This is a genomic window from Duganella levis, assembly GCF_009857605.1.
In the GTDB taxonomy this organism is placed as follows: Bacteria; Pseudomonadota; Gammaproteobacteria; order Burkholderiales; family Burkholderiaceae_D; genus Rugamonas; species Rugamonas levis.
The window spans coordinates 431,141-444,999 of the sequence record NZ_WWCT01000002.1; the positions used below are offsets into that span (position 1 = coordinate 431,141).

The following is a 13,859-nucleotide window of genomic DNA, read 5'->3' on the forward strand; positions in this document are numbered from 1 at the left end:
ACGGCGATTGTAGCAAACACGCCAACGCGCCGGGGAAGGTTGATGCCTGTCAACGCCGATCGCGGCGCGCGCGGTTAGGATGGCACTTGCTGTTCTCCGAACGAAAGGATCAACATGTCTTCCTCGACCACGCAGGCCAGCGCCGCTGAGGCGCAGCAGTATCTGGTATTCCGGCTCGGCGGACTCGATTACGCGCTGGATTTCAGCAAGGTGCAGGAATTGCGCCCGTTGCAGGCATTGGAGCGCTTCTCGTCGGATGACGGCGAGATTATCAGCGGCGTGGTGGTGTCGCGCGGCGTGATCATGCCGATCGTCGATATGCGCATCGCCTTCGGCCCGCGCCCGCCGCAGCATGATCCGCTGACCGACGTGATTATTCTCAAGCTATCGAGTTGCGTGATGGGGATGGTGGTAGATGGCGTGACGGATATCGTCGCGCTGAAGCTCGATCAGGTGCAGCCGATTGCCGGCGCAGCGGCGGTGGACTATCTGATCGGACTGGGGGAGGTGGACGGGCGCCGTTTGATCGTGGTGGACATCGATAAGCTGATGTCCATCCGCAAAGTGCAATTCGGCGCCCGCCAGGCGGCCTAGCGGCTAAAGCTTAGCCGAGTGCTTCCATCTGCTCGTTCAACTCCAGCCACTGGGCTTCCAGCTCGCCCAGGTCTTTGTTGAAGAAGGTCTGGTCGGCCAGCAGTTGTTTCAGCTTGGCCTTGTTGGCGGCGTCGTAGATCGACTCTTCGCCCAACTTGGCTTCCACTTCCGCCTTCTGCGCGGTGCGCTTGGCGATCTGCTCGTCCAGGCGCTTGATCTTCTGCTCCAGCGGCTTGCGCAGCGCGGACAGGCGCTGGCGCTCTTCCGCCTCCTTGCGCTTCTGTTCCTTGGTGTTGACCACCGGCGCATCAACCGCAGCCTTTTCCGGCGCGACCGGCGACTGCACCGGGAACGCGGTTTTGTTTTCCTTGCCCGCCGCCGGCAGCACGTCGGTGCCTTTACCCAGCTTGGTCTGGAACAGCCAATCCTTGTAGTCATCCAGGTCGCCGTCGAACGGTTGCAGCTTGCCGTCGGCGACAATGATGAACTGGTCGGTGGTGGCGCGCAGCAGGTGGCGATCGTGGGATACCACTACCAGCGTGCCTTCGAACTGCGCCAGCGCTTCGGTCAACGCTTCGCGGGTTTCCAGATCCAGGTGATTGGTCGGTTCATCGAGCAGCAGCAGGTTAGGGCGCTGCCAGACGATCAGCGCCAGTGCCAGGCGCGCTTTCTCGCCGCCGGAGAACGGCGCGATCGAGCTGGTGACCATGGTGCCCGGGAAGTTAAAGCCGCCCAGGAAGTTGCGCAGTTCCTGCTCGCGCACCGTCGGCGCGATCTTCGCCAGGTGCCACAGCGGCGATTCGTCGTGACGCAGCATCTCTACCTGGTGCTGGGCGAAGTAACCAATGTTCAGGCCCTTGCCAGTGGTCGATTCGCCGGTCAGCGGCGTGATGTCGCCGGCGATGGTCTTGATCAGCGTCGATTTACCGGCGCCGTTCACACCCAGCAGGCCGATACGCTGGCCGATCTGTAGCGAGAAGTTGATGTTGTTGACGATGGTCTTGTGCGTGATCTCGCCGGTCGCCTGGTCTTCGATCTTGTAGCCTGCATCGACGTCTTCCATCACCAGCAGCGGGTTCGGTGCGCTCAGCGGCTCGCGGAATTCAAACGAGAATTCGGCGGCAGCCCGCAACGGCGCCAGTTCTTCCATCTTGGCCAGCGCCTTCATGCGGCTCTGCGCTTGACGGGCCTTGGAGGCTTGTGCCTTGAAGCGGTTGACGAACGATTCCAGGTGGGCGCGTTTGCGCTGCTGCTTTTCCAGCGCGCCGGCGGCCAGGATCATCTGCGCTGCGCGCTGACGTTCGAAGGCCGAGTAGTTGCCCGAGTAGCGTTTCAGCTTGCGCTCATCGATGTGCACCACCACGTTGACGATTTCGTCGAGGAAGTCGCGATCGTGGGAGATGATCAGCAGCGTGCCAGGGTAGCGTTTCAGCCAGTCTTCCAGCCAGATGATCGCGTCCAGATCCAGGTGATTGGTTGGTTCATCGAGCAGCAGCAGGTCGGAAGGGCACATCAGCGCCTGCGCCAGATTCAAACGCATGCGCCAGCCGCCGGAGAAGCTGGCCACCGGTTGCTGCATCTGGTCCAGCGAGAAGCCAAGGCCCAGCAGCAGCTGTTCGCCGCGCGACTGCACGGTGTAGGCGTCGGCATCGGCCAGCGCGCTGTAGATTTCACCGATGGCGATGCCGTTTTCGGTGGTTTCCGGTTCCGACTCCAGGCGCGCCAGTTCGGCTTCCAGCTTGCGCAGTGTGACGTCGCCGTCGATGGCGTAGTCCAGCGCCGCGCGTTCCAGCGGCGGCGTTTCCTGCGCCACGTAGGCGACACGCCATTTGGCCGGGAAATCGATATCGCCCTGGTCCGGGTGCAGCTCGCCGCGCATCATCGCGAACAGGCTGGATTTGCCGGCGCCATTGGCGCCGATCAGGCCAATCTTATCGCCAGGATTGAGGGTAACGTCGACTTGTTCCAGCAGCGGCTTTATGCCGCGCATCAGGCTTACTTGGTTAAAACGGATCATTGCGTATTCTTCTTAGAGTTTCAACTGGTCGGCGGTCAGCAGGAAGACCATGTCGTCGCCATTGCTGGTGGTGAGCCACGTCAGGCCAAGTTCACCGAATGCGGCTTCGGCGAATTCTTTTTCATTGCCGATTTCGACGATCAGCAGGCCGTCGTCGGTCAGGCGTTCGGCGGCGCCGGCCACGATGCGGCGCACCAGGTCCATGCCATCCTTGCCGCCATCCAGCGCCAGTTCAGGCTCGGCGCGGTATTCCATCGGCAGCTTGCTCATCGACGCCGAGTTCACGTACGGCGGATTGGTGATGATCAGGTCATACTTCTTGTTCGGCACATTGGCGTACAGGTCGGACTGGATCAGCGTCAAACGGTCTTCCAGCTCGTAGGTGGCGACGTTGCGCTTGGCGACTTCCAGCGCGTCGGCCGAGATATCGACCGCATCGACGGCGGCATCCGGGAAGGCGTCGGCCATCATGATGGCCAGGCAGCCGGACCCGGTGCACAGTTCCAGGATGTTGGACACATTCTCAGGCTCGTTGACCCACGGCGCGAAGTATTCCGGAATCAGCTCGGCGATGAAGGAGCGCGGCACGATGGTGCGCTCGTCGACGTAGAACTTGTAGCTGCCGAGGAAGGCTTCGTTGGTGATGTAGGCAGCCGGCACGCGGTCGTTGGTGCGGCGGTCGATCACGGCCAGCACCGCAGCCACTTCTTCCGGCAGCAGCTTGGCGTCCAGGAAGGGATCGAGCAGGTCCAGCGGCAGCTTGAGCGTGTGCAGGATCAGATAGGCTGCTTCGTCATATGCTTCGGTGCTGCCATGGCCGAAGAACAGCTTGGCGGTGTTGAAGCGGGTGACGGTGTAGCGCAGCAGGTCGCGCGGCGTGGTGAAAAGAGTCGTGTTCATGGCTATCTCGGTAAAACGGTCATCGGAGCCCACGCCGCGCTGCTGTTTACGTCAGCAGGTTTTCCAGCGTGCGGCGATAGATATTCTTCAGCGGATCGACAAATCGCAGCTCGATATGCTCATCGATCTTGTGGATACTTGCGTTGGGAGGCCCGAATTCTATCACCTGAGGGCAGATCTGCGCGATAAAGCGGCCGTCCGAGGTGCCGCCGGTGGTCGACAATTCGGTGGTGACGCCGGTTTCCGACTTGATCGCCGCCGACAGCGCGTCACTCAGGGTGCCGCGCGGGGTCAGGAACGGCAGGCCGCTCAGCGCCCATTTGATGTCGTAATGCAGATGGTGCTTGTCCAGGATGGCGTGCACGCGGCGTTTCAGCTCTTCGTGGGTGCTGGCGGTGGAGAAGCGGAAGTTGAAGTCGACTACCATTTCGCCAGGGATGACGTTATTGGCGCCGGTGCCGGCGTTAATGTTGGACATCTGCCAGGAGGTCGGCAGGTAGTACTCGTTACCGTGGTCCCAGACTTCGGCCGCCAGTTCGGCCAGCGCCGGCGCGCCCAGGTGGATCGGGTTCTTGGCCAGTTGCGGATAGGCGATATGGCCTTGCACGCCCTTGATCGTCAGCTTGCCGGACAGCGAGCCACGGCGGCCGTTCTTGATCATGTCGCCCAGCGTTTCGTCCGAGGTTGGCTCGCCGACGATGCAGTAGTCCAGCGTCTCGCCGCGTTCCTTCAGCAGATTGCAGACGATGACGGTGCCGTCGGTGGCCGGGCCTTCTTCATCGCTGGTGATCAGGAAGGCGATCGAGCCTTTGTGGTCGGCGTGCTTGGCGATGAACTCTTCGCAGGCCACGACGAAGGCGGCGATCGAGGTTTTCATATCGGCGGCGCCACGGCCATACAGCTTGCCGTCGCGGTGGGTCGGCGTGAAGGGCTGCGAGCGCCATTGTTCGACCGGGCCGGTTGGCACCACGTCGGTATGGCCGGCGAACACCATCACCGGCGAGGTCGTGCCACGCCGCGCCCACAGGTTGGTCACGCCGTTCGATTCGATGGTCTCGCAGGCGAAGCCCAGAGGCGTCAGCAGGTCGATCAGGTGCTGCTGGCAGCCCTTGTCGTCAGGCGTGACGGACGACAGGGAGATCAGCTTTTCGGTCAGCGCCAGGGTCTTGGAGGGAGTCATATCAGCCATTGAAAATTTGTTGGTATTGCGCGTCGGAGAAGCCGACCGAGAAGGCGCCGTCCTTGTCCAGCACCGGGCGCTTGATCACGGACGGATTTTCCAGCATCAGGGCGATGGCCGCCTCGTCGTCGACGATCGACGCCTTGCGCTCATCGGACAGCGCGCGCCACGTGGTGCCCTTGCGGTTCACCAGTACATCGCGCGACAGGTGTTTCAGCCAGCCGGCGACGATGTCGCGGCTCAGGCCCTGCTTTTTAAAATCGTGGAAGACAAATTCCTGCTGCTGGTCGGCCAGCCAGGTGCGTGCTTTTTTGACGGTATCGCAGTTCGGGATGCCGTAGACGGTAATGGTCATGATAGGTCGGGGAAGTTGGACCCGGTAGGATACCACGCCCGGTAGCCGGACTGATAGTCGCCCGGCACCGCCGGCTATGAGCGGAGTGCCGGGTCCGCCGCCGCGTCCATCAGGCGCGCAGTTCGCGCTCGATCGCTTCCTTCAGCAGGGCGTCGTCGGTGGTGGTGTCCGGCGCGAAGCGGCCGACTACCTTGCCTTCTTTACTGATCAGGAATTTCTCGAAGTTCCACAGCACGTCGGTCGGGTTGTCCTGTTTGATGCCGTAACCGGCCAGCTTGGCGCGGAAGTCGCTGCCCGGCTTTTCCTGCGCCTGCGGCTGTTCCTCGATCAGGCGCTGGTACAGCGGATGCTGGCCCGGACCCTTGACGACGATTTTTTCAAACAGCGGAAACTTGACGCTGAATTTGCTGGTACAGAAGGCGGCGATTTCTTCATTGGTGCCCGACTCCTGCTCGCCGAATTCGTTGGCCGGGAAGCCCGCCACCACCAGGCCCTCGGCCTGCTTTTCCTCGTACAGCTTTTCCAGGCCTTCGTATTGCGGCGTCAGGCCGCAGGCGGAAGCCACGTTCACCACCAGCACGACTTTGCCGCGATAGGCGCCGATGCTGGTTTCTTCGCCGTCAATGCGGCGCACTGGAATGTCGTAGACAGGTTGGCTCATATGGACCTCAAGTATTCAGGGTGAATTCGGTGAAGGAGGCTTCGCTGGCAGGCGGCTTGGCCTCCGGTTCGGCCTGGGCGGTTTTGCTGTCCGGGCCATTATTGATGAGCCACAGCAGATTGGTGGCTGAATCGGCGTTGGCCAGCGCTTCGTCCTGGCTGATCAGCCCATCCTGCACCAGCTTGAGCAGCGACTGCTCAAACGATTGCGAGCCGGGCGACAGACTCTTCTCCATCGCTTCCTTGATCTGGCCAATTTCGCCTTGCTCGATCAGGTCCGAGATGTAGCGCGTATTGACCATCACCTCCACCGCCGCCGAGCGCGTGCCGCCGTTGACCGAGCGCACCAGCCGCTGCGACACAATCGCCTTGATGGCGCTCGACAGATCCTGCAGCAGGGCAGGGCGGTTTTCGATCGGATAGAAGCTGATGATGCGATTGAGCGCGTTGTAGCTGTTATTGGCGTGCAGCGTCGCCAGCACCAGGTGGCCCGACTGCGCGTAGGCCAGCGCCGCCGCCATGGTCTCCTTGTCGCGGATCTCGCCGATCAGAATGCAGTCCGGCGCCTGGCGCATCGAGTTGCGCAGCGCGGTGGCAAAGTCCCTGGCGTCGCTGCCGATCTCGCGCTGGTTGACGATGGATTTCTTGTTGCGGAACAGGTACTCGATCGGATCTTCCAGCGTCAGGATATGGCCGGAGCGGAGGTCGTTGCGGTGATCCAGCATCGAGGCGATGGTGGTCGATTTGCCGGATCCGGTGGCGCCCACCAGCAGCAGCAAGCCGCGCTTTTCCATGATCAGGTCCGCCAGCACCGACGGCAGCTGCAAATCGGCCAGCAGCGGGATGGTGGCGGGCACAAAGCGGAACACGGCGGAGATGCTGCCGCGCTGCTTGAACGCCGACAGGCGGAAGCGGCCCAGATTCGGCACCGACACGCCCATGTTCAATTCATTGGTGTCAGCCAGTTCGTCCATCTGCTCCGGCGTGGCGATTTCCGCCAGCAGGGCATGGATGTTTTCCGGCTCCAGCTTTTGCTGGTTGATCGGGATGAGGTTCCCGTTGATCTTGATGTGAACCGGAGAGTTCACCGCGAAGAACATGTCCGACGCGTTTTTTTCCTTCATCAGCTGGAACAGGCGGTCCATGGCCATGGCGAATCTCCGGTTTGTACTACATTAAACGCCGCGCAGCAGTTCGTTGATGCTGGTTTTGGAGCGGGTCTGCGCATCGACGCGCTTGACGATCACCGCGCAGTACAGCGAGTACTTGCCGTCTTCCGATGGCAGCGAACCCGATACCACCACCGAACCCGAAGGCACGCGGCCGTAGGTCACTTCGCCGGTGGCGCGGTCGTAGATCTTGGTCGACTGGCCGATGTACACGCCCATCGAGATCACCGAGTTCTCTTCGACGATCACGCCTTCGACGATTTCCGAACGGGCGCCGATGAAGCAGTTGTCTTCGATGATGGTCGGATTGGCTTGCATAGGTTCCAGCACGCCGCCGATGCCAACGCCGCCCGACAGGTGGACGTTCTTGCCGATCTGCGCGCACGAACCGACGGTGGCCCAGGTGTCGACCATCGCGCCTTCATCGACGTAGGCGCCGATGTTGACGTAGGACGGCATCAGCACCACGTTCTTGGCGATGAAGGAACCGCGGCGCGCCACAGCTGGCGGCACCACGCGGAAACCGCCCTTGGCGAAATCGTCGGCGGTGTAGTTGGCGAACTTGGTCGGCACTTTGTCGTAGAACTGCATGGTGCCGTCCGATGGCAGCACGACGTTGTTCTCCAGGCGGAACGACAGCAGCACGGCCTTCTTGACCCACTGGTTGACCACCCAGGTGCCGGTGGCTTTGTCGGCTACGCGAATGGTGCCCGCGTCCAGGCCAGCCAGCACGTGGTTGACTGCTTCGCGCAGTTCGGCGGCGCCGTTGGACGGGTTGATGTTCGCGCGGTCTTCCCAGGCGGTTTCGATGATGTTCTGGAGTTGTTGGCTCATGATGGACTCTTTATTTATTAAGGGACTTGCAGAATTGGACGATGCGCTGGGCCGCTTCCAGGCCTTCCGCCGTTTCGGCGACCAGTGCCATGCGGATGCGGTTGCGGCCTGGGTTGACGCCATGCGCTTCGCGCGCCAGGTAGCTGCCCGGCAGTACGGTGACATTATATTCGGCGTACAGGCGCTGAGCGAATTCGGTGTCGGACAGGCCGGTGCGGCTGACGTCAGCCCACAGGTAGAAGCCGGCGTCCGGCAGTTCGACATCCAGCACTTCCTTCAGCAAAGGCGTGATGGCGTTGAACTTGGCGCGGTATTGTTCGCGGTTTTGTTCGACATGGGTTTCGTCGTTCCACGCCGCGATCGACGCAGCCTGCACGGAGAGGCTCATGGCGCCGCCGTGATAGGTGCGGTACAACAGGAATTTTTTCAGCACGTCGGCGTCGCCGGCCACAAAGCCCGAGCGCATGCCCGGCACGTTGGAGCGCTTCGACAGGCTGCTGAACACCACCAGGCGCGCATACGGCTGGTCGATCGTGGCCAGGCCCAGTTGATGGGCCGCTTCCATCGCGCCCAGCGGCGGCTCGCCCTGGTAGATCTCGGAGTAGCACTCGTCGGCGGCGATGATGAAGTTGTAGCGCTCCGACAGCGCGAACAGGTTTTCCCAGTCGGTCAGCGACAGCACGGCGCCGGTCGGGTTGCCCGGCGAGCAGACGAACAGCAGCGCCACGCGCTGCCATACCTCGGCCGGAATACTGTCGTAGTCGCAGCCGAAGTTGCGTGACGGGTCGGAGTTGATGAAGTACGGCTCGGCGCCGGCCAGGTAGGCCGCGCCTTCATAAATCTGGTAGAACGGATTCGGGCTGACCACCAGCGACTTGGCGTCCTTGTCGATCACTGCCTGGGCCAGCGCAAACAGCGCCTCGCGCGAGCCGTTCACCGGCAGCACCTGGGTGGCGGGATTCAGCTTGGGCAGGTTGTAGCGGCGTTCCAGCCACCCGGCGATGGCGGCGCGCATCTCGGGCGAACCGATGGTGGTTGGATAGACGGCCAGACCGGCCAGGTTGTCGGCCAGCGCCTGCTCGATGAACTTGGGCGTCGGATGCTTGGGCTCACCCATGCCAAGGCTGATGGCCTTGTACTCGGGGGCGGGCGTGACCTGCTCAAACAGCAGACGCAGTTTTTCGAACGGGTAGGGATGCAGCTTGTCGAGAAGTGGATTCATAGTCTTTGATTATAGCGCCTCCACGCCTGCCCGGTCATCCATGCTAAATTGTTAAACTAATCGAATTCATCATCATTGGACGGAAAAGATGGAACACAACGAGATCGCGCTGGAGGCGCAGGTCAGCCGCAAGGTGATGGCGGCACGCCTGGCAGTGGGGCTGGTGCAGGGATTGCTGTTGTATTGGCTGTACGCCGCCGGCCGCGATGTAGCGTGGCCGGCCACTGCGCCATACCTGATGGTGCCGCTGCTGGCGGTGCTGCTAATACTGCCGGTATTGCTGGTCTCCAGCCTTGGCCATCTGGCGCCGCGCCAGGCGGTTGTCTGGTTGCTGGCGGCGCTGGCCGTGCTGCTGGTGCTGGCGCTGCATGATGTGTGGCGCGGGGTGAACAACGATCCCTTGCTGGGCGACTGGAACGACAAGCCGGTATTCTCGCCGTCCATGCTGCTGGTGTTCTTCAGCTGCGTGTTTTTCTTCATCGCCCACGCGCTGGTGCTGGCCGGCGCGCAGGACGGCAAACGCATCGCCAGCTACAACACGTATTTTGAAGTGGCGTGGAAGCTGGCGATACAGCTGCTGTTTTCCGCCTTCTTCGTTGGCGCGCTGTTCCTGGTGCTGCACATGGGCGCCACCCTGTTCATGCTGGTCAAGCTGAATTTCCTGCATAAGCTGCTGGAGAATTCGTGGTTCAACGTGCCGGTGATCTGCACCGCCTTCTCCTGCGCGATGCATGTGACGGACGTGCGGCCGTCGATCGTGCGCGGCATCCGCACCTTGCTGCTGTTGCTGATGTCGTGGATCTTGCCGGTGGCCGTGGTGCTGGTGACCGGCTTCCTGTGCACGCTGCCGTTCACCGGCCTGACCGCGCTGTGGGAGACGCGTCACGCCACGTCGGTGCTGCTGTTCACAGCGGCGGTGCTGCTGGTGCTGATCAACGCCGCCTTCCAGAACGGCCAGGCGATCGTCGCCTTGCCGCTGCGGGTGGGCGCGCGCACCGCCGCCATCCTGATCCTGCCGGTGATCATGGTCGGCATCTATGCGTTGGGACTGCGGGTGATGCAGTATGGCTGGACCGCGGACCGCGTGACCGCAGCCGCCTGCCTTCTGGTGGCCAGCAGCTACGCCATCGGCTACCTGTGGGCCGCGTACCAGTACGACACCTGGCTGCAGCCGCTGGCGGTGGTGAATATCTTCACCTCGTTCCTGGTGCTGGCGGTGTTACTGGCCTTATTTACACCGATTGCCGACCCGGCGCGCATCGGCGTCCATAGCCAGATGGCGCGGCTGGCCAAGGGCAAGATCGTCGCCGCCAAGTTTGATTTCCGCTATCTGCGCTTTGAGGGCGGCCGATATGGGCAAGCGGCGCTGGAAGAGCTAAAGCGCAGCACGGGTCCGGACGCTGCGCTGCTGCAGCGCGAGGCCGCCGCCGTGCAGGCGCTGGATCTCAAACAGCGCTGGCGACCGCCGGTGCGCTCGACCGCGCCGGTGTCGGTCGTCGCCAATATGACAGTGTGGCCCGCTGGCGCGCAGCTGCCGGCTAGTTTTGTGGCGCAAAAGTGGGAGGCTATGCAAGACGATCGCAAGCCGGACTGCCTGACCAGCAAGGACGGTAAATGCGACGCCTTTATCCTCGACGTGGGCGGTGACGGCAAGCAGGAGGTGCTGCTGGTAGCGAACTCGTATGGAAGCCAGGGCCGCCTGTTCGCAGCGGGGGCGGACGGTAACTGGACTGTAGCCGCTACCATGAGCTACCGCGACACCGCCTGCAAGCAGGTGATAGAAAAATTGCGCAAAGGCGAATTCAATCTGGCCGACCGGCCTTACAAAGACCTGAACGTCGGCGGCCATCGCGTGGAATTTGAGATCAGCGCCACGCCGGAAGATGAGTGCTCGAAGATCAAGTAGCCGCGCTTTGCAGCGGGCAGTCCTGCATGTCGTCGCCGAGGCGGCGCGCCAGCTCACCGCGTAGCAGGTGCAGGCCGTTGATGCGCTGGTCGATATCGGCCAGCTTGCGTTCCAGCGCCGCGCGCAATTGCGGTCCGGCTGCATCCGGTTCGGCCAGCAGCGGCAGGTCGGCCTCGATTTCAGCCAGCGTGAAGCCGAGCGTTTGCGCCAGTTTTATGTAGCGCAGCCAGTCCACCGCCTCCGGCGGATAGTCGCGGTAGCCATTGGCGCTGCGGCGCGCGCGCAGCAGGCCGCGCTTCTCGTAGAAGCGCAAGGTGTCGCGGCTTAGCCCCGTGGCGCTGGCGATTTCGCCGATTTGCATCTGAAGTCTCCCAATATCGCTTGACCCTGGAGTGTACTCCAGCCTTTAGCATGGCTCCATCATTCATTGGGAGAGCTCATGCTGACATCCACCACCTACCGCCGCATCGTCCTCGGTAGCGCTGTATATGACCTGCTGGTCACCGCGCCATTTGCCACGCCCTGGAGTTTCGCCTACGCGCATGCGCAGCTGGACGGCATCAACCAGGCGCTCGGCGGCGCCGCGCTGCCCGCGTTCATGCCGTTCCATGTGCTGTTTGCCTGTCTGCTGGGTAGTGTGGTGCTGGTGTGGGCAGCGCTGCGCATCAGCGATCCGCAGCCGCGCTACGGCCGCTTCGACGGCGTCGCGCGGCTGCTGTTCACTACCTGGATGATCTGGGCGCTGACAGCTACCGGTCAGCCGCTGCTGTGGCTATTTATCGTGCCGGAGCTGGCGTGGGGTGTTATCCAATGGTTGCCAGTAGCGCCGCCGTCGAGCGCACATGGCCAAGAATCGGGAAGATGGCCTGTACCGAAAACTGGTGCATCTCCGCCTTGAGGCTGGACATGGCGTCTTCTGCGAACATTAGCGCGTAGCCCAGGTCCTGCGCTGCGCGCGCGGTGGATTCCACGCCGAAGTTGGTGGCGATGCCGCCCAGGATGATGGTCTTGATGCCGCGCCGGCGCAGTTGCTGGTCCAGCGAGGTGCCGTGGAAGGCGCCCCATTGGCGCTTGTCAATGACGATGTCGCCCGGCTGCATGCCGGCCGCGTCGACAATTTCCCACGCCTGCGGTGGCAGTAGCGGGGCGGATGGATCGCGGCTGATTGAGACGTCCGCAGGCTGCGGCCGCAGTTCGTTGACCAGCACGCGCACGTAGACCACCGTGCCGCCCTTGCTGCGCACCGCGTCCGCCAGCCGCGCGCCGTTTTCCACTACCTGCTGCGCGGAGTGCGGCGCCAGCGTGCGTGCCACGTTGCTATGTTGAAGATCGATTAATACCAGTGCTGTCGTTTCCATGGTATGCGCTCCTTGAATGTGAGAGTGTCCTCATATATTGTAGCCTATAATGTGAGGATGTCCTCAGATGCTCAAAAACGGCGCAAGCCGCAGCAGTTGCGCGGCGAGCAGCGCATGGCCGCCATGCTGGATGCCGCCGCCGCTGTCTTCGCCGAATCCGGCTTCGATGCCGCCACCATGACCGCCATCGCCGAGCGTTCCGGCTCGTCGATTGGCGCGCTGTATCAATACTTCCCCAACAAGCTGACGCTGGCCCGCGCGCTGCGCGAACAGTATGGCGAAGACATGGCGCAGCGCTGGAGCGGCCTGACAACCGATGCCGCCCACCTGAGCGTGAACGCACTGGCGGACCGGGTATTCGATTTGATGATCGGTTTCTTTGACGAGCATCCGGCTTATTTCACGCTGTTGAACGCCACGCTGGGCTACCAGCGCAGCGCCGATGCCCGCCAGCGTTTGCGGGCGCAATTCGGCGCGGTGTTAAGGCAGAAAAATCCGGAGATGGAGGAGGCGGACGCGCTGCGCACCGCCAATGTAGCGCTGCAAATCGTGAAGGGATTGAATCCGTTGTACGCGCAAGCCAGTGCGGCCGAGCGCCGCGAACTGGTGGCGGAATTCAAGCTGGCCTTGCAGGCCTACCTGAAAATCCGCCTGCATAAATAATCAAGCGGCTTTGGCTAGCGCCGCTTCGGGTGTGCCCCAGACCTGCTGCGCCACACGCATCATGTTGCGGCCCAGGACCAGCTCCGCCTCGGTCTCGCTCATGCCGGTGCGGCGCAATGCGGCCGGCAGTTCGCGCCAGACTTCCGGCGGCGTAAAGCTGGGCGGCTTGTCGGCGCTGTAGCCGGCGGACGCGGGCCACCAGTGTTCCGCGTCGAAGTCGCCGGGCGGCGTGTCGTCCAGGCCGGGCTGCTGGAAGCAGATATCCAAACCAATTCCCGCATGCCGGACGCCCACCAGGTCCGCAATGTAGGCCACGTGACGCGCCACGTCGTTGGCGTCCGGCTGTGCGCTACCGAGGAAGAACGAGAGGCCGGACACGCACACCACGCCGCCGGTCGCCGCGCAGGCGCGTATCTGTTCATCGGTGACGTTGCGGCCGTGCTGCACCAGCGTGTACGGATTGGCGTGGCTGAAGATCACCGGCTGCGATGAGGCGTTCATGATCTCCAGGCTGCACAGGCGCCCCGTGTGCGAACAATCCATCAGGATGCCGTTCTCGTTGACTGCTTCCACCATGCGCTGGCCCAGCGTCGTCAGGCCGCGCGTGACGTCATGGCAGCCGTCCGCCACGCTGTTATTGCGGTTGTAGGCGAAGTGAATCTGGCGCACGCCCAGTTGCGCGTACAGCGCTACCATGTCCGGCTGCTCCAGCAGCGGCAGCGCGCCTTCCAGGTCGAAGCTGATCGCCATGCGGCCATCGGCGGCGGCCTGGATGATGTCGTCCACGCTGGACACCAGTGCATAGCGTTCCGGATCGGCGGCGATGGTGGCGCGGTAGCCGGCGATCACCGACATCACCTGCGACAGCGGGTTCATGTCCGCACCCACGTTGAGCGACACGTAATTGACGCCGGCGGCATGCAGTCGGCGAACGGGCGTGAAGTCGGCCAGCGGGTGCTGGGGCAGGCAGGCATGGGCATCCCAATTGATCATGGCACTTT

15 protein-coding genes are annotated in these 13,859 nt (G+C 62.7%); 4 read left to right on the forward strand and 11 right to left on the reverse strand.

Going from position 1 to position 13,859, the window contains the following annotated elements; genetic code table 11:
- The first annotated feature begins 114 nt into the window (after positions 1-114).
- Complete coding sequence (locus GTP69_RS04925; RefSeq protein ID WP_161053818.1) at positions 115-594, forward strand: chemotaxis protein CheW; 480 nt, start codon at positions 115-117, stop codon at positions 592-594.
- 10 nt (positions 595-604) lie between these two features.
- Here the strand turns inward: GTP69_RS04925 and GTP69_RS04930 are convergent, their stop codons facing one another.
- From GTP69_RS04930 to dapC, 8 genes are all read right to left on the reverse strand, one after another.
- On the reverse strand, positions 605-2,611 hold the full coding sequence (locus GTP69_RS04930) for an ATP-binding cassette domain-containing protein (RefSeq protein ID WP_161053819.1): 2,007 nt from the start codon (positions 2,609-2,611) through the stop codon (positions 605-607).
- A 12-nt stretch (positions 2,612-2,623) separates the two neighbouring features.
- On the reverse strand, positions 2,624-3,511 hold the full coding sequence (prmB, locus tag GTP69_RS04935; protein WP_161053820.1) for a 50S ribosomal protein L3 N(5)-glutamine methyltransferase: 888 nt from the start codon (positions 3,509-3,511) through the stop codon (positions 2,624-2,626).
- Between the two features lie 46 nt (positions 3,512-3,557).
- Complete coding sequence (gene dapE / locus GTP69_RS04940) at positions 3,558-4,691, reverse strand: succinyl-diaminopimelate desuccinylase (RefSeq protein ID WP_161053879.1); 1,134 nt, start codon at positions 4,689-4,691, stop codon at positions 3,558-3,560.
- A 1-nt stretch (position 4,692) separates the two neighbouring features.
- Entirely contained in the window at positions 4,693-5,046 is a 354-nt protein-coding gene (locus tag GTP69_RS04945) for an ArsC family reductase (protein WP_161053821.1), read from the reverse strand.
- A 109-nt stretch (positions 5,047-5,155) separates the two neighbouring features.
- Positions 5,156-5,707, reverse strand: a complete 552-nt coding sequence (locus GTP69_RS04950; RefSeq protein ID WP_161053822.1) for a glutathione peroxidase — start codon at positions 5,705-5,707, stop codon at positions 5,156-5,158.
- Positions 5,708-5,714: 7 nt separating this feature from the next.
- Complete coding sequence (locus GTP69_RS04955; RefSeq protein ID WP_161053823.1) at positions 5,715-6,857, reverse strand: PilT/PilU family type 4a pilus ATPase; 1,143 nt, start codon at positions 6,855-6,857, stop codon at positions 5,715-5,717.
- Positions 6,858-6,881: 24 nt separating this feature from the next.
- Entirely contained in the window at positions 6,882-7,709 is an 828-nt protein-coding gene (gene dapD / locus GTP69_RS04960) for a 2,3,4,5-tetrahydropyridine-2,6-dicarboxylate N-succinyltransferase (RefSeq protein ID WP_161047232.1), read from the reverse strand.
- A 10-nt stretch (positions 7,710-7,719) separates the two neighbouring features.
- A complete protein-coding gene (gene dapC, locus GTP69_RS04965; protein ID WP_161053824.1) occupies positions 7,720-8,931 on the reverse strand; it encodes a succinyldiaminopimelate transaminase in 1,212 nt (403 codons plus the stop codon).
- 88 nt (positions 8,932-9,019) lie between these two features.
- Between dapC and GTP69_RS04970 the strand changes: the two genes are divergently transcribed.
- A complete protein-coding gene (locus tag GTP69_RS04970; RefSeq protein WP_161053825.1) occupies positions 9,020-10,837 on the forward strand; it encodes a DUF4153 domain-containing protein in 1,818 nt (605 codons plus the stop codon).
- Here the strand turns inward: GTP69_RS04970 and GTP69_RS04975 are convergent.
- Positions 10,830-11,198 (reverse strand): MerR family transcriptional regulator, encoded by a 369-nt coding sequence (locus tag GTP69_RS04975; protein ID WP_161053826.1) that lies wholly within the window; start codon positions 11,196-11,198, stop codon positions 10,830-10,832. The genes GTP69_RS04970 and GTP69_RS04975 overlap by 8 nt on opposite strands.
- 78 nt (positions 11,199-11,276) lie before the next feature.
- Here GTP69_RS04975 and GTP69_RS04980 point away from each other — a divergent pair, with 78 nt between their 5' ends.
- Positions 11,277-11,735 (forward strand): hypothetical protein, encoded by a 459-nt coding sequence (locus GTP69_RS04980; protein WP_161053827.1) that lies wholly within the window; start codon positions 11,277-11,279, stop codon positions 11,733-11,735.
- Here the strand turns inward: GTP69_RS04980 and GTP69_RS04985 are convergent.
- Positions 11,641-12,195, reverse strand: coding sequence for an isochorismatase family protein (locus GTP69_RS04985; protein WP_202424291.1), 555 nt, complete (start codon positions 12,193-12,195; stop codon positions 11,641-11,643). The genes GTP69_RS04980 and GTP69_RS04985 overlap by 95 nt on opposite strands.
- 57 nt (positions 12,196-12,252) lie before the next feature.
- Here GTP69_RS04985 and GTP69_RS04990 point away from each other — a divergent pair, with 57 nt between their 5' ends.
- Positions 12,253-12,858 (forward strand): TetR/AcrR family transcriptional regulator, encoded by a 606-nt coding sequence (locus tag GTP69_RS04990; RefSeq protein WP_229260812.1) that lies wholly within the window; start codon positions 12,253-12,255, stop codon positions 12,856-12,858.
- On the opposite strand, the gene GTP69_RS04995 is transcribed toward GTP69_RS04990, so the two are convergent.
- Positions 12,859-13,851, reverse strand: coding sequence for a dipeptidase (locus GTP69_RS04995; protein WP_161053829.1), 993 nt, complete (start codon positions 13,849-13,851; stop codon positions 12,859-12,861).
- Positions 13,852-13,859: the final 8 nt, after the last annotated feature.